The sequence below is a fragment of the Undibacterium sp. MH2W genome, from assembly GCF_049340215.1.
In the GTDB taxonomy this organism is placed as follows: domain Bacteria; phylum Pseudomonadota; class Gammaproteobacteria; order Burkholderiales; family Burkholderiaceae_D; genus Undibacterium.
The window spans coordinates 364,263-388,319 of record NZ_JBMPPA010000003.1 but is presented as its reverse complement, the minus strand read 5'-3'; the positions used below and the strand labels follow the sequence as shown (position 1 = coordinate 388,319).

Below are 24,057 nucleotides of genomic sequence, written 5' to 3'. Positions count from 1 at the left end.
CCCCCAAGCCTGAACGCAACCCCATCGCACCTCAGGCTTGGGCTCCTGGCATGCCGCGTTAGTGCTTGCTGGGCTTACCTCCCCCAAGTTTTCGATCCCACGATCTTCTCATCAACACTGCACTGTTATTACAAAGTACGGGTGCAACGCTACGCATTAGCTTGTCAAGCTTGGTGGTTACTCAAGTCGATTCCATCAGAAGATTTCTACATAAAAAATGTTACACCGACATGAATTTTTTATATAAAGAAACAAAAATATACTTTCCGAGTAACAAATATTAACAATTGTTTCATATAATGGGTGCACTCAAAAGAATTTTATAAAAATAACAAAATTATTGGTGCTAAACCGCTTGTTTTGTCTGTCGACATGCAAGTCCTGTAATCAAGTGCAACTATATTAATCGTGAAATTAGCCTTTGCCTCACAAATAGTCTGTGGAAGTTGCAGAGTAGCCCTAGAGTGCGACATCTTAAACGGCACGCCGTCTGACATTGATTATGGTGTCTTACGTTGCCCCTGTTGCTCCATTGGATTTCCTGTCCTTTCCGGATTTGCGTACACCGCGCATCAAATGCTTTGCGTAGAAAAGCCGACCCTTGATTTTCTTCAGCAATTAGAAGCGCGCCTTCTTCCACGATTACAAACCTACGGTGATGTTCTACGTTCAGCCGCAGGAAAATCGTATGACTCGTATGCTTCTTTTCAACCATTTAATGAAAGCACGCGTGCGCTTTTCCCCTTGTTTGACGAAATCAAAAAGTATCTCAAACCAGGCGACATTATTCTTGATACATGGTGTAGGACTGGTTTTTCTGGCGCATTGCTAGCAGGCTTGTTCCCAGAGCAGCAAGTCATCTCCATGTGGGAAGGAAATCTGGGCGTTCTTGGGTATGAAGGTTATGCCTATTGGCTCTCAAAAGAAAACCGATTGTCGAACTGGGATATTATTTTTGCAGATCCGAGCCGCGGATTGCCGTTTAAGGATAAGTCATTCGCATTTATCCATGCACTCGATTCTTTGCATAGATACACACTTCAACCCTTTCTGTCGGATTGTTTGCGAACGGTGTCCGACTCAGGCACGATCATTTTTCCACACATACATTTGTCGAATAGCCAGCCTGATCCTTTTTTTGAACGAGGAGGACTGCAATTACATGGCGAATCCTATAAAGCGTACTTTGCAAAAGTACTTCAAAAAGATCACCGCATCGCTTATGTGATGAGTGAAAAAGCGCTGTTCAACCTTGAGCAGCCGACTGCTCTCATCGATCAGGCAAACACGTCACATTACAATGGGTTGGTTGCCATTTTTAATCAGTCTCCGGCAGAGATTGTCGTAAAACCGTGGTCGAATGCGTTGATTGAAAATGAGCGCCCCATTCGCCAATCATTGGTTCAAGTGGATAAAACGAACGGCACTATTTCGATTAACAATGAACGTGCGTTTGAGTTGCTGCGTCGTCATCCATGCTATGCGGAGCGGTTGGAGCAAGTGCTCCCGCATCAGCTCACTTCCTTGCAGATAAAAATATGGACGTGGGCGGAAACAGGCGCAACATGGCAGGACATTGCCGATCGTCTAAAAATGGACCTCGATCAACTCAAGAGTGAAGCAGATGCCTTATACAAGTCGGAATTACTGATCACCTTGCCTATCGGTGAGCAAATGGGGCAGTTACAAGCGTTTTACGCTGATCGCTTCATCATGCCGCGACTTAACGATCAATGCTTTGCTCATCTTTGGAGTCGCCTTGAAAATCATTATCGTGATCGCGAAGTCCTTCGGTCTGATGATGGTTCCGTTTTTTATTTTGGTGATGTTAAAGACGTTGTGTGTGCAATGGCACGATTGTTCCAGTCACTTGGATTAAGTAAGGGGCAATATGTATTAATGCAATCCCAATGCCATGCAGAGGCAGTGTTGGCTGTCTGGGCGGTGTGGCTTTGTGGTGCAGTGATTGCACCCGTGGATCCATTGATGCCCCGCGGTGATGTTGAGCAGTTAATTGACCGACTTCAGCCTACATTGTTCTTGGATGATATGAGGGACGAATCGGGGGTGCCGGCAATGCGCTGTTTGCCGCTACTTACAGATACATCCTCTTTTTTCATCGGCGATCGGTTAAGTGAATGGATCGGGAATGGATCAGAGGCATTCCCCGATGATGAATTAAATGAAATTGGTGCAGAAAACAAGGCTGCAGCGGTGATCTTTACCTCCGGAAGTACTGGAAAACCAAAAGCTGTCGTATTGAGTCACGGAGCACTATTTAGAGGCTCTTTGGCTCTGACAAGTACGTACGGTATCCAAAAATCAGACGTGTTATGTTGCCCTGGTGGTTTACACACCATGAGCGGCCTGAGGAACACATGTTTATTACCTTTCCTTTCTGGCGCAACCTTGGCCACAGTGGATTCGGCGCAATTTAGCCACCCTACGACGGCAGCAGCGGCGTGTCGGCAGCATGGGATTTCGGTGCTTTCAGTGGTGCCCGCATTTCTCAACCTTGTCGCAGCCGTGCGATCACCATTAGCATTTGGCCCTTTGAGACAAATTCTTTGTACGGGTAACGTCCTCCGATTAGAAATTCAAAAGGCAGCAGAAACTAAACTCGGGGTTCCTGTGTACTCCTATTATGGCCTCACGGAAACCGGAGGCGTATGCCTCGCGATCAAGCCTGAGATGGAGCGGACATGCGACGCAGACATTGGTGTTCCAGTGAATGCGCATCTCAGATTGGTAGATGACGATGGGGATGTTATCGACGATCCTAAAACTATTGGTCACCTTGAGATTTACAGCAACCAATTAATGCTTGAATATTTTGACGACACGGAAGCGAGTGCGAAGAAATTTCACGATGGTTGGTTAAGAACAGGTGACTTAGCGCGTATCGAGAATGGGCATTGCATTCTCATTGGAAGAACCGACGACATGTTTAAGACGCGGCACGGTGTTGCTGTTTACCCAGCCGTTATTGAGGAAGTGTTGTGTGCCCATGAAGATGTCTCTGAAGCTGCCGTCATTGGTGAAATGACGTTGACCGGACCACGACTTCACGCATGGATAATCACGAAGTCTCTGCAAACTGAGGATTGGTTAACCCGATTTAAACCGTGGTTAAGTGCACGTCTCAATATACATTTTTGCCCCGATGAATTTCATCTGGTTGAATCACTTCCTCGTGTCGCCAATGGAAAAATTGCCAAAGTAGCGCTACGTAAAGAATTAATGGAAATCGAAGAATGACGTCTTTTAATTGGACAACCCATATTGCTCTTCAACCCACCAACAAACTTGCACTTGTTACTGCGCATGGTGGAATGACCTATGGTGAACTCAATATAAGGTTATCCGCAGTAAGAACACTCCTGATGCAAAAAGGGCTCAAACCTGGCCATCAACTATTGCTTGGGGTGACAGATGAACGACAATTGCTATGCATTGTATTGGGTGCGATGAGCATGGGCGTCGTTCCGATGCTAATGGATACAGACTTGCCTCAAGTGGCAGCAAGCGATCTGGTTGACCGTTTTCAACCCCACTGTGCGGTTGTGGATCAACAACTCGCGCAACGATGGGCGCTTTCCTGCCCCACATGGGCTATCGAAGCAGAACCTGCTCCGCAAAAAGGCGCTTTACTAAAACGCTTACTCTCTCGCCAACAACGTTCTGATAGCGGCTTTTTTCATGAACTAGATGCAGTGACTAGCATAGCGCCACCTGTAATTTTTAAAGACGCAGAAATTGCATTGATTTTTTTACGTCTGGATCCACCAGCATCCCCAAAGCGGTTCAGTTAAGCTATAAAGCATTAGCAACGCACTTGGGTACTTTACAACGCCAGCACAGTTACGTCCCGACATCACGCATTTTGAACACGTTGCCACTTCATCATGCTGATGGAATGGTACAAGGCCCATTGGTTGCGATTTTTTCTGGCGCGACGCTTCTGCGGCCGTTGGCATTTAGCCCAGTGACGATACCACGGTTTCTTGACCTGATTTACGCCGAGTCCATTAGTCATCTCGTTGTAGTGCCGACGATGCTAGCGTTAATGCTTCGTTTGGGAGCGCGGCAACAAGACAGTTTTGCACACGCTGGATTTAAACATATTATTTCCACGGCTGGTCATCTGGAAGAAACGCTATGGCGGCAGTTTGAAGAGCAGTTTCAAGTGGTGGTCGTTAATACCTACGGTCTGACAGAAACGGTCGCGGGCGGTATTTTTTCAGGTCCTACAGAGGCTACGCGAAAGCTTGGCACTCTTGGCAAACCTGTCGATTGTGTGGTGCGGATCATCGATGAAAATGGCGAGGATGTGAAACAAAACGAGACTGGAGAATTGCTTATTCAAGGCGATCACTTGATGTCCGGCTATTATCTCGATCCAGCCTCAACGGCGGCAACTATTAAAAATGGCTGGCTTCATACTGGTGATCTTGTATGGAGTGACGCTGATGGTTTTTTACATTTTGCAGGTCGCGTCAAAAACATCATTGTATGCGGTGGACACAATATTCACCCTGAAGAAGTGGACGATGTATTGAGCCGTCACCCAGACGTGATGTCGGTTGCTACGCTCGGTTTGCCGCATGCCGAGTGGGAATCGATTGTCGTTTCTGCAGTGGTGCCAGCAGCGGGTACGCATCCAACGGAATCGCAGCTTCTGGAATTCTGCCGTTCATACTTACCTCCCTATAAATTGCCACGAAAATTCATTTTTTTGAAGGCATTACCGTATGGTCCCTCAGGTAAAGTGCGGCTGGAGACGTTACGTGCACTATGTATCAATGAAGGGTCATCGATCGATGCGGATAAGGCTGATGCTGACCAGGTCTTAATGATCGCGCAACAGATATTCCGGTTGGGGGTGAACGAGCTCAAGCTGACGTCGGGGCCAGATAATACCGTTGGGTGGGATTCGCTTGCTCATATCGAGTTTGTCAGTGCTCTAGAAAATCATTTCGATATTGTCCTAGACGAACGCGATATTACGGGCATTACACATATTGGTGCTGCGATTGACATCATTAGAAAAGCAAAAAAACGTGGCTGACCGTCTTGTTGATACCTCGCGTCCACCTCCGTTGACGATATGGATGGTGGCAATACTAATTAGTGTCGTTGCGTTGGCTTCGCTTTGCTTTTTTACCAGAAATCAGCCAGTGTCAAACAAAGGCGTTTATTTACTCCATAGCTGCTTATCAGATTATCCGGCGTTGAACGAGAAACAAAAACCACTTGTTTTGGCTATTGGCACCTCATTACTTGTTCACGGTACGGATCCGATTCATTCCTTTACTGCCTCGCTTACAAATATGGCATGGGTTCGATGTGAAATCCCTGTGCGCTCCTGGAAAGGTATAGAGCAGTCAGCGCCTCTGATTATTGAGTATCATCCAGCCATCTTATTATTACACGAGGGAGAATTGAGCCAAGAAACCCCCTTCGCTCAATTTGTCGAAGATATGCGTTATAAAATAAAAGGAAGACTCGATGCGCATCTATTTAAACCCAAAATGAGTGATACGTTTCGTCCAGAATGTTTAACGAATTCGCACGGAAGTAAACAAGAATATGCTGAAATCATCAATAGCGACCCGGGTATCTTTGCGAGCGCAGCAACGTGGATAAAGCGAATTCAGGCGTCTGGAACCCAAGTTGTTTTGGTTGATATACCAAGGGCGCCCGAACTCGAACATGGACTAGGTGATATGCTGGTCAGACGGAGGGTTGCATTACAAAAGTTAGCGCTGGAGAGTGGTGCGGAGTATTGGCACTTTCCTGCGCCAACAGGTCAGTTCGCCTATTGCCAAGATGAGGCGCATATGGCGCAGTTTGGACGAGATCAATTTGCCCCACAACTTGCTTATCGACTACAAACCCTGTTAAGTAAGAAGGTTCATTAATGTTGCTTGGTCCTTTTTTTCTTTTAACGGTTGTGATTTGTACTGGTTTTTACTGGTTGTTGCCACGGTCCATTCGTCATTATGCTGCTGCCGCATGCGCATTAAGTTGTCTCGCTTGGCTTGCGCCTCTCTCTGCCCTTTTTTGTGCTGGGCTAACGATCTTGAGTTATGGGCTTATTCGTCATCAACGTAGCAAGCTTGTTATCTATGGATCAGCCATTGCAATATTTTTCGCACTGTTGATTTTTAGAGAGTTGTTAAAAGGTTCGTTCAAGGAGCAGAGTGAATTTTCGTTTGTACCCTGGCTTGGTGCAGCGTTTTTTTCTTTACGGATACTTCATTGTGTTTTAGTGATAGCACCCTCAACCAGTACGAAACCGCGTTTCGGGGAGTATTGTGCTTATTTGTTTTTTCCACCGACTTTACTTCTAGGTCCTTTCCAGAATTACGCCGATTTTGAGCGCGAAGTAAGAAGGTCTCGATTCGACAGCAATTTAATGTCAATTGGTATTGAGCGTTTTGTGCTCGGTTACTTTAAGATTGTGATTATTGGTAGTTATATTTTTGGAGTGAAATGCAATCAATTATTGAGTACGTTTGCGCCAAGTTTTTTTCGCTTTTATCTTGAGTGTCTTCAATATGGTTTTTCGCTATATGCTAAATTTTCCGGCTATAGCGATATAGCGATCGGATTTGGACTGCTTCTTGGCATTCGGCTGCCTGAGAATTTTCAGTATCCGTTTTTTGCTAAAAATATCGCCGAGTTTTGGCGAAATTGGCACGCATCCGTCTCAGGCTGGTGTCGTGACCATGTGAGCTTTCCTATTTATGCCTCGACCCGTAGCGCTGGCGTGTCTTCTTTGGTAGCGATGATTGTGCTTGGATTGTGGCACGAATGCTCATCTCGCTATCTCTTGTGGGGCACTTATCATGGGATAGGAATTTTCGTATGGCAAAACTGGCAGAAGCTCACATCGTCTATCAGTTGGTCTGAAAACCTACTCATACGCCGCATTGGAGATGTAGCATCGGTCTTACTGACATTTAATTTCGTTGTGCTGAGTTTTGCAATTACTCGAAGTCACGATCTTGACACCTTGTTACAGACGATCCGACGTTTCACTGGCGAATAATCATGTATTCATTTTTCTTAAGATATCTCCCTCAAAGACTCGCGATCTTCATCACGGCATTTATTTATGCCGTCATGGTTTTTTTAGTTCTTCTTGAGTGGAATTTAGTGGAAGAAGGATTTCGTTACCTCAATGTATAAGGTGTTTGAGGAAAAGTTATTTCCTTGGAGGTCATGCTATTTCCCTCAGAAACGACATAATGACGCTATGATTGACTCATGAGTGCTAACGCCTCTTTTATTTGAGGGATCGCTTGCAGTCCAGCCTGATAACCGGCCGCGATTAATTCTTTACGCGCCTGAAAGTCGGTGCTTGAGAATTTTTTTAGATCGGGATGGATCAGCATATCGGCTTTTTCTGACTCCATTCGGATTAAGGATTGCCCCATGATGTCAAAAGATTGCATGAGTAACTCAAACATGCCGTGCAGGTTGGTATTATCTGTTTGTGCACTCACATCGACGGCAATCACATAAGTGGCGCCTAATTTTTTGGCTTCGTTCACTGGTAAAGGGCTAATAAGTCCGCCGTCAACAAACTCATCACTTCCCTGCCTTGCTGGAATAAATACGCCAGGCATACTGCACGAAGCGCGGACAGCGAAGCCAGGATTGCCTGTCCGGAAAAGAGCCGCTTTGCCTGAGATGAGATTGGTCGCTACCGCACAAAAAGGAATGGGGAAAGACTCGATGGGTCTCGACTGCATATATTGATTCACTACATTTTGCAGAGCCGTTCCAACAACCATTCCGCGCTTGGATCCGACTGATAAGTCAATGACTTCGATATCCTTGAGCTTAAGCGCGACTTCTTCCATCTGAGCGCCTGTAAAACCTGCGGCATAAAACGCGCCAATAATGCTACCAGCACTGGTGCCAACGACCAGATCTGGGCGAATTTTATGTTTCTCAAGCGCTTGGATCACACCAATGTGTGCAAAGCCTCTCGCAGATCCACCTCCGAGGGCCAGTCCAATTTTTATCGGATGGGAAGGTGCGATGGGAGTTGGTTTCGAGGCAGCGATGTCGCTCGTGTTTTTTTGTGTTGCGGACGCGACAAATGGCAGGCTAGCCCCCATGGCAAGCATCAAGCGACGCTTCAATTGTGTTTCCATGTTCCTATCCTATTTCTCTGAGGGCTGCAAAATGCCTTGATCGACCATGCTCTTGAGGCGACTGAATGCAGTTTCAAATGTATTCGGCGCTTCACCTTGTGTGATCGTTTCTACTTTTTCATCGAGAATAATGATTTCAGTGCGACGATTGAATTTGCGTCCATCTTCCGTCGCGTTTGAGGCAACAGGATGAGTGAAAGAGAATCCCTGCGTCGTCATACGTTCATCGGGTACTTTCAAATCGATCAGTACCTTTTTTACTGCGGCAGCACGTTGCTCTGAGAGTTTTTGATTGAATGCGGCAGATCCGACGTTATCTGTATGTCCTTCAACGGAAACGACTTTCGATGTTTTCGTTGTCAGTAAATAAGCAATACGTTCAAGGTAAGGACGAGAGACTGCCAGATTCACATCCGCTTTTCCGCTCTCAAAAAGAACGTTATCTGGCAATACAATTTGAACACCCCGATCGATTTGCGCGATGGGGATGACTGGCGTGTTGGTGTTAGGTACCGGTGTTGTACTACATGCGACAAGGCTCAATGCGAGCCCTACAGAGAGCAAGGAAGTAACGATTTTTTTCATGCGTGATCATGTCTGAGATGAACGAAGTTCAATTATTTCATAACAGTTGATTCGAAAAATCGAGGCGTGACAATCGTTTTCATTCAATGACAACATTGCAAAATTTGTGAAATTTTTGATGTCAGACACACTACCAATTTCACAAAGCGACGGCATTAACCGCACGACATAAGTCATGCGGTAGAAGATAAGTCGTTATGAACCTGAGATGATGATGCTCTCTCGGTATAGGTCTACTTGCCTTTATAAATGCCAGCTTCAAGAATAATGTCACCAGTCCGATAGACATAGGTCGACTTGTTTTCTATCTCTTTAGACACCGGATTATTGTAGCGATAGTCAACCCAGCCTTTCCCTTTGGTCTTTGCGAGGTTGACGATGTCTTTCCGATAGAGTTTGCCGTCTGCATCGGGCAATTCGAGCATATTCTTGCCAACGAGTTTCGGATTGAATGGATGCGCAAGAATGACACCATCGATGCCGCGTACGTACAAATAAATATCCCCTTTAATGAAATCGGGATTCTTATTTTTAATTTCGTTTATCAAGTTTTCTTTACCGTTTTTCTCGATATACGATAACCCTTTGTCTACCATAGCAATCGCATCTTCAGGGACATCGGCTGCAAAGGTAGATGCTGAGGTCAATAGAAGAAACATTGCCATTAAGCGAAATAGTGTTTTCATCTTACATCTCCATATAGGTGAGTAAATACGACGGTAATAATCTAAAGTAATAATGACAATGGAAAGGTAATTGATACTGAAAGGTTAGAAATACGTGCTGCTGGTAACATTTTTATATTAGCAATAATTTGAATTTATAACAGGAAATTGTTGTTATTCATCGTTGTTATTTCTAATCATGGCATCGGCTTTCCCTGTCGTCGAACTCGTGCGTATCTTGAACGAACCGATAAACTGGGTTGTTGATCAATTTCTATCATGACAAGAAAATAGACCTTGTTGATCATTGGGTACAATAAAGCGCGTAGCGGTGCCTAAACGTTGCATTATTCGTATCATTTCGTGTAATAATTGGCGTCCATTGCATTCTCCTTTCACGTAATCACCATTCATTGCGAAAAGATTTGTTGTAGAGGGTTTTGAGTTTCTCGGATGCAAAAAAAATTATCCTGTTGACTTCGCATCTCGTGAGAAAATACGGGCAAATGAAAATAATAATATTACAGGCTCTCATAGCGATTTATGTCTTTGTTAAGTAGCACTCCGTTGAACCCCCACGTCTTATATGGCGACCGCAATTCCGATCTAATCCGTGACGAAATTCTCGCCGACCTGCTTGAAAACACCGCTCTTCAGTACCCTGAAAAGATCGCATTGGAATGTCAGGGCGAACGCATCACCTACCGTACACTCAACGAACGTGCTGATCAGATCGCATCGGCCCTGATGCATCAGGGGGTTCGGTCTGGACACATTGTCGGACTTTGGTTGCCCCGAGGAATCGACTTATTAGTGATGCAGGCCGGCATTGCAAAGACGGGGGCGGCATGGCTTCCCTTTGATGCCGATACGCCGATCGAACGTATTGCAGTCTGTCTCGAAGACGCGCAGGCAGTTGGTTTGCTGACTGCGGCATCAAACAATGATCTATGCAAAGATTTATCCTGCCAAATATGGATCGCGGAATCGATTCGTGCTGAGAAGCAAACTGTTTTACACAAAAGAGAAACAGCAGACCCCCTCGCCCCTGCCTATGTCATTTATACCTCTGGCTCAACGGGAAAACCCAAAGGCATCGTGGTCAACCATGCCAGCATTTGCCATTTTTTGCGTTCTGAAAACGCCGTTTTAGGGGTGTGTGCATCTGATAAGGTGTATCAAGGGTTTTCTGTGGCGTTTGATATGTCATTTGAGGAAATTTGGATCAGTTATCTTGTTGGAGCGACGCTGTGGATCGCACCAAAAGAAATCACTGCCGATCCAGACGCCTTACCTGTTGCGCTTGAAAAGAATCAGATCACAGTATTGCATGCAGTGCCAACGTTACTCGCCTTATTTTCACAGGACGTGGCAAGTCTTCGACTGATTAATCTGGGCGGGGAAATGTGTCCGGAATCGCTGGTGAATCGTTTCACTCGCGCTGGTCGCCAGATGTTCAACACTTATGGACCGACAGAAGCCACGGTATCAGCAAGCCTTGCTCCTTTGCATGCGAATGCGCCAGTCACGATCGGCACCCCTTTACCAAACTATTCAATGATGGTCGTGGCGACCGATGTCGAGAATGGGTTACGTTTGTTACCTCTCGGTGAAACGGGAGAACTCTGTATCTCTGGACCAGGTGTCGCTATTGGCTATTTAGGTCGGCCAGACCTGACAGCAGAGAAATTTTTGGTGAACCCATGGTCGATGAGCGACATTGATCGGCGTTTATACCGTACTGGTGACCTCGCTTGTATTCAGGCTGATGGCAGTATTCAGTGCCTAGGTCGTGCCGATGATCAGGTGAAGATCCGCGGATTTCGTGTGGAGCTCGGTGAGATTGAAGCGGTCCTCGCTCAACAGAGCGGCGTCGGAACCGTCGCGGTCATCCTGAGAAAAGAAGATGAGATCGATCAAATCATGGCGTTTATTGCCCGTGATGATGCCTCCTTCACTGCTTCAGGAACGATCCCTTCCGATACAGAATTAAAGGCAATCTTACGTTCGCAGTTGTCTCAAGTGCTGCCGCCGTATATGGTTCCTTCTCGGTTTGAGTTCATGACGGAGGTGCCTCGGCTTACCTCTGGAAAAATCGACCGAAATACGCTCAAGAAGATGCCTCTATCGAAGGTTGTCACGAGCGGCGATTCCGATTGCGCTTCAAGTGAAACGGAAGAATGCTTATTTGAAGCGCTCAATCGTTTATTTCCTGGTCAACCTATCCGACGTGATTTAGATTTCTTTGCTGATCTTGGCGGCCATTCACTGATGGCGGCAAAACTCGTCTCCTTATTACGAAAAAATAGCCGCTTTGCGTATTTTAAAATTGCAGATATCTATCAGCAGCGCAGTATCGGTAAAATCGCTGAGCTGTTGGAAGTAGCCGGTGTTGCTCAAGACCAGGCGCATGCAACGGAGGCCACGTGGACACCTCCGCCGACCTGGAAACGCTGGCTGTGTGGCGCAGCGCAGGCAGTGGTGATTCCGTGGCTGGTCGCTATTCGGATGGTACAGTGGCTGGCGCCATTTTTTACTTATCACTTCTTGACTGGTGATCCTGACGACTCGAATTACAGAGCGATTCTTCTCTCGGTTGCCACCTTTTTACTGCTGACGTTGGCTGAATTTGGTATCGCGATCGGTGGCAAATGGCTTATTGCTGGTCGTTTACAACCCGGCAGGTATCCTTTGTGGGGGTTCACCTATTTCCGTTGGTGGTTGTCAGACCGCCTCTTAGAAGCCGCGCCTACGTATATGCTGAGCGGTTCTTCGTTATATCCATTATGGTTACGCGCATTGGGTGCCAAAGTCGGTAAAGATGTGACGATTGGATCGATCACGCTGAGAGCGCCGGATATGCTGACGATTGCCGATGGCGTGAGCATTGGTAGTGCTGTGAATCTCGAAAATGCACGTGTGCAGCACGGTGAACTCATTCTTGGCACGATTACCCTACAAGAGAATGCTTACGTCGGGTCGTATTCTGTTTTAGAAGGCAATGTCGTACTTGAGGCCAGTGCACACCTAGATGGTCAGTCTGCATTAGCGGATGGCAAGACAGTGCCTGCTGGGCGTATATGGAAAGGCTCGCCAGCAAAAGATGTGAGCGCATTTGACCCGCACTGCTTGCCGCCTCGCCCTCATTTATCTCGCTTACGATCAATCTGTGAGACGGTATTTTTTATCTTTGGCACCTTGTTGATCGGCTCCTTGTTTTTTGTGCCGGTATTCCCGAGTTTTGTCATTATTGACTGGTTTGACAATGCCGACACTTTCCCATGGTTGCAAAGTAGCTCGATACCGTTCCAACTAGGCAAATATTTCATATTGGCGTTCCCTGCGACGGCAATTTTGATTATTTGTACTGCGTTACTCTCGGCTGGAATTCGGTGGTTTATTTTACCAAGACTTAAACCAGGTCTGTACCAAGTACACGGCAATACGTATTGCCAAAAATGGCTCGTGAATCAGATCCAAGAATCAAGCTTGCATGTACTGCACGGTATTTATGCTACGGTCTATGCGCCGTTTTGGTATCGACTGCTGGGCGCGAAGGTGGGCAAAGGAGCGGAAATTTCGACCGCTCTGGGCGTCGTTCCCGATATGCTGACGCTCGGAGATGAAACTTTCATCGCTGATGCGGTGCTACTTGGCGATGAGGAAATTGATGCTGGGTGGATGCAGATGCAGCCAACCGTGATTTCACGTCGTAGCTTTGTGGGTAACGGTGCGTATATCCCGGATGGCACTATCCTGCCAGAGAATGTATTAATTGGTGTACATAGTTGTGCGCCTTCGAATGCGCAAATCCATGCAGGTGATACGTGGTTAGGATCGCCCCCAATCCACCTTCCGGCGCGTGAAGAGACCAAAGGTTTTCCGGAGAATTTGACCTTTAAACCGTCTATAGCAAGGCGGATTGGCCGCGGTTTAGTCGAAACATTCCGCATTATTGCACCGCATGCGATCGTGATTGCGGTTGGTTACACCGTTGTACTCAATCTGATGCCGCTGGCTGGCGATGATCGGTGGATGGAAGTGTTTGTGTACTTGTTGGTGGCAGGACTGTTCTACGGCATTGGTAGTTTTGGATTTGTGTTGGTGCTGAAATGGTTGTTAATTTATCGCTACAAAAAAGCCAGTATGCCGATGTGGACACCGTTTGTTTGGCTCTCAGAGGGCATTACCAACTTGTATGAGGGGATCGCTATCCCGAATTTCATGCGGTACTTACGCGGCACACCTTGGCTTCCTGTTGCGTTTAATTTGCTTGGCTGTCGGATTGGTAAGGGGGTCTATATGGACACGACGGATATTACTGAGTTTGACTGCGTGAGCATCGGCGATCATACCGAAATTAATGCACTTGCTTGTCCTCAGACCCATTTATTTGAAGATCGTGTGATGAAAGTGGATCATGTCGTCATCGGCGAGCGTGTGTATATGGGCGCACGAAGCTCTGTGTTATATGGTGCAGAAGTTGGCAACGATGCCACCCTCGGTGCGCTGACTTTGGTGATGAAAGGTGAATTTATTCCTGCAAAGTCTCATTGGCGAGGCTGTCCAGCAGCAATGACTGGAATATAAACTCATCGTATGGCGTTCTGATGACAATACCTGCGCATTTTTCCTTGTTGATGTGGCCTCATGAGGCACAAACGGCATTGAAATATTTTGCATCAGAGAAAATTATTGTCATTGGGACGCAAACCCCAACATCGATGCTGCGCGATGCCGCTAGGCAGCACCTAAGACTCGTTGTGACGGAATTTTTATCCGCTGCATTGGATATCGCAGCGCACGACCTACGTTTGATCAGCGTCATCGGACAAGGTATCAGAACCGTTGTTCGCGATATGGATCTACAGATTTCCACCAGCCACGAGACAGGTATCTCTGTGGCAGCGATCAGTCGTCTCGGTCAAATTGGCGTCGATTTGATGCGGACGACACTACCCGACGACTGGCAAGACCTTGCAGGGGTCTATTTGGGCGACCAACACACTGCTTCGCTGATCGCCACTCCCCTATCGCTTCAAGCACAACGTTTCTCACAATACTGGACGCAACTGGAAGCGTCACTCAAATGTGCAGGGCTTGGACTGACTGAGTATGAGAATCAGATTCAAGCAGCATATCGATCTCAACTCAGCAATATCCGTACTTTTTCTATCAATACAGTGCCCGAGTACACCGCGAGCCTTGCTATTTCTGGCACTACCGATTTCGCCTAATCATCGGACTCATCACCTTCGGCACATATTTTTACTTGAAAAATGCGCGTTGCCGGCAGTGGTGATGCATTCCATTACCAGTTTGCTTTCGATAAGATAATCAGCCATTTTTTGCAAAACAAAATCTCTAGGTGCCCTGCTTGTACCCCAGTCGAGCAATCGATAACAGGATTAACATGGTAAGCACGCTGACGAAAATCACGACAAACAAATATTTCCCGACGACCTAAACGCATCAAAAAAGAAGTCGGTGCAAATTGCAAACTAAATCGTGTATCAAATGCAGTATCGAGGTGTGCCATAGTGAATCTCCGTGTCGGTTGATAATACAAAAATATCATTCAGGACATCATTGAGAACTTCTTATCTTCATTCAGATTATCGTTTGTCCTTGAAACAGACTTTAACACAAAACACTGTACATGCAATCAGTAGTTACATAAATGTTGCTGATTCCGCACACCCTATTGCTTTCGATAAATGAATAGTAAAAACATTAAAACCCTTACTGGTATTGGTTTTGCAGCCATTGATCGCATTTTATAAAAATTCTTTTTGAAGTTTTAGTCCGCAAACAATATACTGTATATTTAATCAGTATTTAACTTCAAAATGACTCAACTTCATTTACCAACTGACCGCACTCACAGACAGCATGGACTGGAAAGCCGGTATCCAGGTATCTGGCGCGCGTCACAATTAGCCCACGATATGGGGGCAACCATTCACACCGGCTATGTGGCATTAAATCAAGAACTACCCAATGCAGGGTGGCCGCTGGGGCAACTGATTGAAATCCTGATTGATCAATTTGGCACCGCAGAATTAAATTTATTAATGCCCGCATTAGCGCAACTGGATCGCCGTCCAGTCGTTTTGCTTGCGCCACCGTATGTCCCATTTGCATCCGCGTTTCAACGAGGAAGAGACAGCGCCGTTTCACTCCTCTGGATTGCTGGAACGAAGCATAAAGACCATCTATGGGCGGCTGAACAAATTTTGAAAAATGGTAGCTGTGGCGCTTTGCTACTGTGGCAAAAGCAAGTCAATACCGATGTATTGCGGCGTCTACATCTTATGGCGCAAAAATCACAAACCTTGTTTTTTATCATCCGTCCAATGCACGCTGCGCAATCCCCTTCACCGGCTGTCTTAAGGATCGCGCTTATGCCAAAAACCTCTGGAATGCAGGTCAATATTTTGAAGCGTCGAGGAGCAAATAACGACGGACCGCTGTTTTTATATGTGAATGAACACCCCTATTTATCAAACCGCGCAATACAACCTATACAACAACCCATGTTGCAACCAATGGCGGAGATGCCCTTTGGCGCGCGCCGGCAAGATCGACGATCCTCGATCGCTGCCTCGTAAATTGCACGCTTTTCTCGCCCTACACGGTCACGCTTTTAGCAGAGTTAACAATGACATTGCGTACAGAAACAGCCAATACGACCTGGATTGCGGTCCATCTGCCATTCATTGAACTAGAAGCTTTTGTTCCTTGCTGGGAGCATGCATTACCCTCTTCCGCTGTCGTTGTATTGAAGCAAAATCGTGTGATTGCGATGTCGTCCACGGCGGCCTTAGCAGGGGTACGCCTTGGTATGCGACGTGGTGGTGTACAAATGTTGCTTCCTGAAGTCCAGTTTCTTCATCAGGATAGCACTCGTGAAACAGCCGCTTTATCGGCAGCAGCCCTCGCCTTACTCCGATATACACCCCAGGTCAGCATTGCTGAGGACGCTAGTATTGTGCTTGATATTGGTGCCAGCATTCGGCTATTCGGAGGCCTCGCCGCATTGCGTCGCCAGATAAGAGCCACTCTCCGTGCGCTCGGATACAGCACGACCATCGGCTGCGCACCGACCGCAAAAGCAGCCTGGCTCTTTGCCAGAAATGCTGCACAGGGTGGTCGTCAGGGACAATCTTGCTTGCGATCTACGCATCTTTCATCTGCCATTGACCGTCTGTCCGTCCATTTACTCATGGCATCAGCTCAATACCAAGAGTTCTTACAAGGACTCGCCTGCCATCGTCTGTCAGACCTCAGAGCGTTACCACGCGCGGGGTTGCAAAGACGATGTGGTAAAGGTTTATTGGCAGAACTCGATCTTGCTTATTCGCTCACATCACCACCGCACATCTGGGTGGTTGCAGACCATGAATTTATCGCCAAAACGGAATTACCAGATCGTACAGACAATACGGATACATTGTTCGTTTATAGCCGTAGTTTGTTAACGCAACTATTGGGGTGGCTGAACGCGCATCAACTAGCTGTCAAACATGTACATCTTGAGTTGCATCATGAGCGTGGACGTCAGGCGGTGCCACCAAGTCTCTTGGATATTCATTTGGCCGTCGCCACGTGGCAAGAGGCCAATCTGCTACCGCTGTTCAAAGAAAAAATAGCCCATCTACAGCTGTCCGCGGCCGTTATCAGCCTCTCTCTTCGCGCTCCAGAAACGCTACCTCGGGCGCAGTCAAGCGACTCTTTGTTTCCAGAGACCGTCATGAATCCGGCAGATCTTCAGCATTTATTGACGCTATTGGTTGCGCGACTTGGTGCAGATCAGGTCTTGCTTCCCTGTTTTCAGGAAGATCATCGCCCTGAATTCGCCAATCAATGGGTATCGGTAATGACCACCTCAATGGCATCCCGTCCATCCGCTCTATCAATGCCATCGTTACCTCAATCGCTACCGCTCAGGCCAACATGGCTGCTTGTACAAGCAATCGCACTCGAGGTTCGACGACATAAACCTTACTTTGGCTCGGAATTAACGCTGATCTCACCAGCCGAACGAATAGAGGCCGGATGGTGGAGTGATCAGACACAGGTTCGAGACTACTTTGTCGCCATCAGCAAAGAGGATGTACGTTACTGGATTTACCGTGAGCGTGCATCACCTACCGACCTTGCGGAGCCTCTTTGGTTCTTACACGGCATTTTCGGTTAAACCCCACCTTTATCGCTCGTTTATCGCTCATTTTGACTTCAAGCAATCATGCATTCTCTGAATAAGCCTCTCAATAAAACGTTGGCGAGCAGTCTTTTGCCCGACTATGCAGAGCTATTCTGTTTATCCAATTTTAGTTTTCTGCATGGTGCATCGCATGCAGAAGAACTCGTCAAACGCGCAGCGCAACTCGGCTATCAAGCACTGGCAATCACCGATGAATGTTCGTTCGCCGGTATTGTTCGCGCACACGATGAAGCGAAGATACAGCAACTGACGTATCTCGTTGGGACGTATTTCAAACTCACGTCAAGGGACGATCAACATCCCACCCTTACTCTCATTGCCATCGCAACGAACCGGGAAGGATATGGCAATTTATCTGAACTAATCACACTAGGGCGTAGTCGTTGCAGCAAAGGAAGCTACTTGCTGACTCATGAAGACCTAAGTACGCCACCCACCGGCTATGAACATCTCGCAGGACTTCCGGACTGTCTCTTGATTCTGGTCCCAGAGTATCCAGTTCAAACTGGCCTATTGGCATCGCAAGTACGTTGGTGCGCCTCCCTCTTTTCTGGAAGACTGTGGATAGGCTTGAATTTATTGCTCAAGTCAGGCGATTACTATCACCAACAAGGCATCACACATATCGCTACAGAATATGAACTGCCAGTCGTCGCTCTGGGTCATGTTCTGATGCATGTACGCTCACGTAAGCCATTACAAGACACATTAACAGCCATTCGATTAGGAAAACCAGTCGCTGAATGCGGTTATGCTTTGGCTGCGAATGCAGAGCAACATCTGCGTTCACGACTACGACTGGCGAATATTTATCCACCAGAGACCTTAGCAGAAACCATCAACATCGCCAGTCGATGCCATTTTTCACTTGATGAATTACGCTATGAATATCCTGAAGAAGTCATCCCCAAAGGACTCACACCAGCGAGCTATCTTCGTAGCGAGGTCTATGCTGGTGCTGCGCTTCGATATCCTCAAGGTATTTCAGAGCAACTGATAAAAACAATTGAGCACGAACTACATCTCATTAATGAACTTGCCTATGAAGCCTACTTTTTAACAGTACACGACATCGTAAAATTTGCACGTCAACAAGGAATCCTTTGCCAAGGCCGAGGCTCCGCTGCCAATTCCGTTGTTTGCTATTGCTTATACATTACCGAGGTCAACCCTGAGGTTAATAGTCTGTTATTTGAACGCTTCATTTCTAAAGAACGCGGCGAACCACCAGATATTGATGTGGATTTTGAACACCAGCGTCGCGAAGAAGTCATCCAATACATCTATAAAAAATATGGCCCTCATCGCGCAGCACTTGCCGCAGCGGTGCACACCTATCGCCCACGTGGCGCTTTGCGTGAAACGGGAAAAGCCTTAGGGATGGATGAAGCCTTCATCGACATGGCAGCGAAATCACATCACTGGTTTGATAGTAAGCATGACCTGCTTGGACGGTTCACAGAATGCGGACTCGACACCAGCTCAACGCAGGCACAACAATGGGCAAGCCTTGCGACGCAGTTGCTCCGTTTTCCGCGCCACCTGTCGCAACATAGCGGTGGTTTTGTGATTGCGCGGGGGAAGTTATCGAGGTTAGTTCCTATCGAAAATGCCGCCATGAAAGATCGTCGCGTTATTCAATGGGATAAGGATGACCTAGAGTCATTGGGATTACTCAAAGTCGATATTTTGGCATTGGGAATGCTCTCGGCACTCAAGCGAGCGTTAGATTTAATGAAAAATCTCCCAGGTAGACCTAGCCGAATGCAGGATATTCCGCGAGAAGATAAAGCGACTTATGACATGCTTTGTCGTGCTGACACGGTTGGCGTATTTCAAATTGAGTCACGAGCCCAAATGAGTATGCTTCCGCGTCTTCGTCCTCGCCAGTTTTATGATCTCGTCGTACAGGTTGCTATTGTACGACCGGGACCAATTCAAGGCGGTATGGTGCACCCTTACCTGCGTCGTCGCCAAGGACTGGAGCGCGTTGAGGTCCATCAAGACCCTGCTATGCAAAAAGCATTAGGGAGAACACTCGGCATACCGATTTTTCAGGAACAGGTGATGCAAATTGCAATGCTTGCTGCGGACTTTACAGCAGGTGAAGCAGATGGCCTACGTCGTGCCATGGCAGCGTGGAAACGTAAAGGGGGGCTCGATGCTTATCATGATCGCATTGTTAACGCGATGGTAAAAAATAATTACACCCTCGAATTCGCCGAAGGTATTTTTGAGCAAATGAAAGGATTTGGCGACTACGGTTTCCCTGAAAGTCATGCGGCCAGCTTTGCGATTCTGGCTTATGTCAGCAGTTGGATAAAGCGTCACGAGCCTGCTGTTTTCTTGTGTTCCCTACTCAATTCGCAGCCAATGGGATTTTATTCGCCATCGCAATTGATCCAGGACGCAAAAAGACACGACGTGCAGATCCGCCCTATTGATGTCATGTATAGCACATGGGATTCCACGCTAGAGCCCCATGATCCAGACACGCACATCAACGCATTTACCGGTTCAATACAACCCGCAGTACGTTTAGGGATGTCGCTGCTCAATGGTATGTCACGAGATGCCGCGATACGGATTCAATATGCACGCACAGAAGGCATCTTTGCTGACGTCGCCGATCTTGCCAAACGCGCTGAACTTAATCGCCATGATTTACACGTTCTTGCCGCCGGCAATGCTCTGCTGACACTCGCAGGTCACAGGCGGCGGGCATTATGGTCTGCTGTTGGTGCTATGCCTGATCGCGATTTACTGCACAATACATCACTGCAAGAAGTGTCTCCAGTGCTCTCTCCTCCCACGGAAGCACAGGAAATCATGAGTGATTACCAAAGTACAGGTCTGACTTTGCAACGTCATCCACTCGCCCTCTTACGCAAACAATTACTAGCAAAGCGATTTTTACCTGCAACCATGCTTCATACCTTTCAACAAGGTCAGTTTGCACGAGGATGCGGCATCGTTACTGTCAGACAACGACCTGGCACTGCGAATGGTGTCATGTTCGTTACCTTGGAAGATGAAACGGGTTCAGTCAATGTTCTAGTCTGGCCAGCGTTAGTTGAACAACAAAGAAAAGAATTGCTGGGATCTAGCCTTTTGGGCGTGTATGGGATATGGCAGCGAGAACATGACGTATGCCATTTACTCGCGAAACGCTTAGTGGATTTATCACATCTTCTTGGCAACTTAGACGTGAGTAGTCGAAATTTTTGTTAAAATAAAAATATGTATTATGCGCACATCTGACTGAAGGACGGCACTTGAACTCCGCATCCAGCCCAACACAACATGTTCCCGCCAACAAGCCGGATCCAGAGCAAGTGCAACAAAATAAGCAACAAAATAAGCAACAACGCCAAGCACTGACTGCAGCATCGACTGCCCACGCCGTACACGATGGTTTAACCGATTTAATTTACGTCCTTTTACCCATTTGGCAGAGTCAGTTTGGTATCAGCTACGCCATTGCGGGGCTCATGCGTGGCATTTACGCCGGCTGTATGGCGAGCTTTCAAATGCAGGCAAGCAAATTTTCTGAGCACTACGGTAAAAAGACCTTGCTTGTTGCCGGTACAGCACTGGCTGGTATCGCGTATCTACTAGCAGGACAAACGACGACACTCATTGGCCTTATTGCGGCACTTGCTTTAGCGGGAATCGGCGCGAGTACACAGCATCCACTCGCCTCATCTCTGGTCGCTGATGCCTACGATGAAGATAAATCACGTTCCCGATCGGCGCTTGCCACCTATAATTTTGCGGGTGATATTGGGAAAATGGCACTTCCAGCGGCAGTCGGTCTCGCTTTAAGTTGGTGGAGCTGGCAACAGAGCGTGACGATGGTTGGAATCTTTGGATTAGCGACGGCAGCTTGGTTAGCTTGGGTCATTCAGGAGCGTCGACCTACGCCATCCGTACACTTACCACCCACTGACGCAACAGCCCTACCTTCTACACAGCACTACAGCAAAGGCTTTCAGGCATTGCTGGCAACAGGCGTCATTGATTCTGCAACACGGATGGGATTCCTCACCTTTCTCCCTTTCGTGCTCAAAAACAAAGGCGCAACCACCGCAACCATCGGACTCGCGTTATCACTATTGTTTGTCGGTGGTGCGGCTGGAAAACTCGTCTGTGGTTATTTAGGACGGCGCATTGGCATGCTGAAAACGGTGTGGATCACAGAAATTCTCACTGCACTTGTTATCTTCTGCATCCTCTATCTACCACTCACATACGCCCTGATTACCTTACCTGCCATTGGATTGGCGCTCAATGGCACATCGTCGGTGCTATATGGCAGTGTTCCAGAGCTTGTGCCTATTCACCATCGATCAAGAGCCTTTGCTCTGTTTTACACCGGCACCATTGGTGGTAGCGCTTTATCGCCTCTGTTTTTTGGCTGGTTAGGTGATCACACAGGTATCATGCTAGCGATGCAGTGCGTCGCGCTATTTGTCCTATTGACGTTGCCATTGGCGTGGATGGTCAACAAAGAATTATCGCGATAAAGACATGCGATAGAGATCATTGCTGAGATCATCGATGTCTTATCAAATACAGTGATTATTTAGAACGCTCTTTGATCACATTAGCCACTAAGGCATCAATTACCTGAAAGGTGGCTTGCGTTACTTGATCACGATTCATCTTCGGATTACTTGCCGACAGCAATACAGGATTCGTTAAATATCGACCATTCACGATAAACGTCGGCGTATTTTCCACTTCATAATTTTCAGAGAGTTTGGGAAGCCGCATACGCGCAGACGTCACAGAAAAAGATTGATACGCGTCGACGAATTTCGTTTTATCGATGCCATTAGCGACAGCCCAGTCAATGTTGTCCTGATCCGTTTTTAAGCGTAGATGATCGATATGCCAAGTTTTTAAAACCTTTGCATGCATGCTCTGCTCAAGCCCAAGTGCCTGCAGCGTCAAAAATAAATGGGCTTCCGGATCGTTGGGGCCATCATACGGCAAATGAATCCGTCGGAATTCAACCTTATCACCCTGCTTTTTCAACCACTCCGCAATTTCTACTTCTGTTGCATTGCACGCAGGACAGTGATACATGAAAAACTCAATTACCTCCACCTTACCCGGCGCCGCTTTTGTCTCTTGCGGCACTTTCAACGCAACGTAGTCGACTCCTTTGACAGGGCTCACCGGCGAGGCGCCTGCAGTAGAAGCAATCAAAGCCAACGTCAATAAAGCAAAACGAACAAAACGCATTGTGATCCTTTTTTAAATCAGTGTTAAAGGCGTCTTACTGAACGATGCCAACTAAGGTGCGAGATCGTAAGCGAGGATCGCGGTATATTGGTCTGAATCAAATTTTTTACCAACGACCAACAATTGTCCCTGGTACGGTGAATGATAGTTGAAAGAGAACGCATCGCCTTCTTTATCCATCTCTTGCCAGTGATCCGCTTGTACTAACGCCATTTTCTCAAAAATCTCAGCATTAATTTTAAACGTATAGTGACGATCAACCCTCAGGCGATACATCACAGGCGCTTGCAAAATAGAGACGAGATGATACGGCAATTCAAACGTATGAACAAAACTACCTGAGAATTCCGGACTTTTTAATGCCTCCCAAGCATCAATGGGTGAAATACTCGTATGAAAAAATGTGGGCTCGATTTGTGGCAAAGACTCAAATTCACGCTGGGATAGATGAGATGTTCTTTGTAATTGCCATTGCTCATCGACGGGAAAATGACTGAAAACAAATTGTTCTGGCGGCGTCAAAAAGAAGGCTTCGGATAATTCTTTTTTAAATTCACCATTTTTGATATAGCCAGCACCCCAAGTAGAATCAATTAAGAACCAACTTCCATTGATACGAATTGCGTTCCAAGCATGGTTGGGCTTATCAAAATGTTGTCCCTGCGACGTGCCGTACGCTTTTGCATAGCCAGTAATACTTTTAACTTCCAGCCCAGCATCTTTGGCCATTTTTTCAAACAAATTTGAAAACCCAAAGCAAACGCTCATGCGTTTTTTCATCACATCATCGACGCTCATATCGTCAATACGGTCAGATAAGAATGCCGCCGCATCATACGAAATTCGATCTGTGATCCAACGATAAATGGCCCTTGCTTTCTCGCTATCGGTATGTAGTCCTTCAATGAGATAAGCAACGAGCGCTTTTCGGTCAGACTCGACTTCGGGTGGCGCAGCCAAGGCATGCTTGTCGATCATGGCAAGCTGCTGCTTGCTGAGGTCATGTGCAGACACCGTTCCAAAAGCAGCGAACAACCCCGACATCAGCGCGCACATCAACACCAATCGGGTGACGAATATCCGTTCAAAATCAATGGAGAAGCTCATAGCAGCACCGCAAGAACTGAAAAGAAACAGAGAACACATGCCGACTGATCAACGT

General features: G+C 47.0%; 17 protein-coding genes. 11 read left to right on the top strand and 6 right to left on the bottom strand.

Annotated elements, in window-relative coordinates:
• Positions 1 to 576 precede the first annotated feature (576 nt).
• From ACO0K2_RS09650 to ACO0K2_RS09630, 5 genes are read left to right on the top strand one after another with little or no spacing between them, the layout of a single operon-like run.
• Entirely contained in the window at positions 577 to 3,258 is a 2,682-nt protein-coding gene (locus tag ACO0K2_RS09650; protein ID WP_423018129.1) for a class I adenylate-forming enzyme family protein, read from the top strand.
• Positions 3,255 to 3,812 (top strand): AMP-binding protein, encoded by a 558-nt coding sequence (locus ACO0K2_RS09645; RefSeq protein WP_423018127.1) that lies wholly within the window; start codon positions 3,255 to 3,257, stop codon positions 3,810 to 3,812. The genes ACO0K2_RS09650 and ACO0K2_RS09645 overlap by 4 nt, the downstream gene beginning before the upstream one ends.
• Positions 3,761 to 5,068 carry an AMP-binding protein gene (locus ACO0K2_RS09640; protein WP_423018487.1) on the top strand — a complete coding sequence of 436 codons (1,308 nt, stop codon included), beginning with the start codon at positions 3,761 to 3,763 and terminating at the stop codon, positions 5,066 to 5,068. The genes ACO0K2_RS09645 and ACO0K2_RS09640 overlap by 52 nt, the downstream gene beginning before the upstream one ends.
• The gene (locus ACO0K2_RS09635) at positions 5,061 to 5,921 is read left to right on the top strand and encodes a hypothetical protein (protein WP_423018125.1); all 861 of its coding nucleotides are present in this window, start codon (positions 5,061 to 5,063) and stop codon (positions 5,919 to 5,921) included. The genes ACO0K2_RS09640 and ACO0K2_RS09635 overlap by 8 nt, the downstream gene beginning before the upstream one ends.
• A complete protein-coding gene (locus ACO0K2_RS09630) occupies positions 5,921 to 7,054 on the top strand; it encodes an MBOAT family O-acyltransferase (protein ID WP_423018123.1) in 1,134 nt (377 codons plus the stop codon). The genes ACO0K2_RS09635 and ACO0K2_RS09630 overlap by 1 nt, the downstream gene beginning before the upstream one ends.
• Positions 7,055 to 7,259: 205 nt before the next feature.
• Here the strand turns inward: ACO0K2_RS09630 and ACO0K2_RS09625 are convergent, their stop codons facing one another.
• The 3 genes from ACO0K2_RS09625 to ACO0K2_RS09615 all read right to left on the bottom strand — a co-directional run bounded on the left by ACO0K2_RS09625 (position 7,260) and on the right by ACO0K2_RS09615 (position 9,439).
• Positions 7,260 to 8,168 (bottom strand): patatin-like phospholipase family protein, encoded by a 909-nt coding sequence (locus ACO0K2_RS09625; protein WP_423018121.1) that lies wholly within the window; start codon positions 8,166 to 8,168, stop codon positions 7,260 to 7,262.
• Positions 8,169 to 8,177: 9 nt separating this feature from the next.
• Positions 8,178 to 8,753: an OmpA family protein gene (locus ACO0K2_RS09620; protein ID WP_423018119.1), complete on the bottom strand. Its 576-nt coding sequence runs from the start codon at positions 8,751 to 8,753 to the stop codon at positions 8,178 to 8,180.
• Positions 8,754 to 8,986: 233 nt separating this feature from the next.
• Positions 8,987 to 9,439 (bottom strand): cache domain-containing protein, encoded by a 453-nt coding sequence (locus tag ACO0K2_RS09615; RefSeq protein ID WP_423018117.1) that lies wholly within the window; start codon positions 9,437 to 9,439, stop codon positions 8,987 to 8,989.
• 522 nt (positions 9,440 to 9,961) lie between these two features.
• Between ACO0K2_RS09615 and ACO0K2_RS09610 the strand changes: the two genes are divergently transcribed.
• Both ACO0K2_RS09610 and ACO0K2_RS09605 read left to right on the top strand, forming a co-directional pair.
• Complete coding sequence (locus ACO0K2_RS09610) at positions 9,962 to 14,008, top strand: Pls/PosA family non-ribosomal peptide synthetase (protein WP_423018115.1); 4,047 nt, start codon at positions 9,962 to 9,964, stop codon at positions 14,006 to 14,008.
• A gap of 20 nt (positions 14,009 to 14,028) precedes the next feature.
• Positions 14,029 to 14,655 carry a 4'-phosphopantetheinyl transferase family protein gene (locus ACO0K2_RS09605; RefSeq protein WP_423018113.1) on the top strand — a complete coding sequence of 209 codons (627 nt, stop codon included), beginning with the start codon at positions 14,029 to 14,031 and terminating at the stop codon, positions 14,653 to 14,655.
• Between the two features lie 74 nt (positions 14,656 to 14,729).
• Here ACO0K2_RS09605 and ACO0K2_RS09600 read toward each other — a convergent pair whose 3' ends face one another.
• Positions 14,730 to 14,957 carry a hypothetical protein gene (locus ACO0K2_RS09600; RefSeq protein ID WP_423018111.1) on the bottom strand — a complete coding sequence of 76 codons (228 nt, stop codon included), beginning with the start codon at positions 14,955 to 14,957 and terminating at the stop codon, positions 14,730 to 14,732.
• A gap of 310 nt (positions 14,958 to 15,267) precedes the next feature.
• Between ACO0K2_RS09600 and imuA the strand changes: the two genes are divergently transcribed.
• The 4 genes from imuA to ACO0K2_RS09580 are packed head-to-tail and all read left to right on the top strand — an operon-like array spanning position 15,268 to position 22,171.
• The gene (gene imuA, locus ACO0K2_RS09595; protein WP_423018109.1) at positions 15,268 to 16,029 is read left to right on the top strand and encodes a translesion DNA synthesis-associated protein ImuA; all 762 of its coding nucleotides are present in this window, start codon (positions 15,268 to 15,270) and stop codon (positions 16,027 to 16,029) included.
• Positions 16,030 to 16,079: 50 nt separating this feature from the next.
• Positions 16,080 to 17,618: a Y-family DNA polymerase gene (locus ACO0K2_RS09590; protein WP_423018107.1), complete on the top strand. Its 1,539-nt coding sequence runs from the start codon at positions 16,080 to 16,082 to the stop codon at positions 17,616 to 17,618.
• A 48-nt stretch (positions 17,619 to 17,666) separates the two neighbouring features.
• The gene (locus ACO0K2_RS09585; protein ID WP_423018105.1) at positions 17,667 to 20,876 is read left to right on the top strand and encodes an error-prone DNA polymerase; all 3,210 of its coding nucleotides are present in this window, start codon (positions 17,667 to 17,669) and stop codon (positions 20,874 to 20,876) included.
• A 44-nt stretch (positions 20,877 to 20,920) separates the two neighbouring features.
• Complete coding sequence (locus ACO0K2_RS09580; protein WP_423018103.1) at positions 20,921 to 22,171, top strand: MFS transporter; 1,251 nt, start codon at positions 20,921 to 20,923, stop codon at positions 22,169 to 22,171.
• Positions 22,172 to 22,226: 55 nt separating this feature from the next.
• Here ACO0K2_RS09580 and ACO0K2_RS09575 read toward each other — a convergent pair whose 3' ends face one another.
• Both ACO0K2_RS09575 and ACO0K2_RS09570 read right to left on the bottom strand, forming a co-directional pair.
• On the bottom strand, positions 22,227 to 22,895 hold the full coding sequence (locus ACO0K2_RS09575) for a thiol:disulfide interchange protein DsbA/DsbL (protein ID WP_423018101.1): 669 nt from the start codon (positions 22,893 to 22,895) through the stop codon (positions 22,227 to 22,229).
• 51 nt (positions 22,896 to 22,946) lie between these two features.
• A complete protein-coding gene (locus ACO0K2_RS09570; protein WP_423018099.1) occupies positions 22,947 to 24,002 on the bottom strand; it encodes a transglutaminase domain-containing protein in 1,056 nt (351 codons plus the stop codon).
• Positions 24,003 to 24,057: the final 55 nt, after the last annotated feature.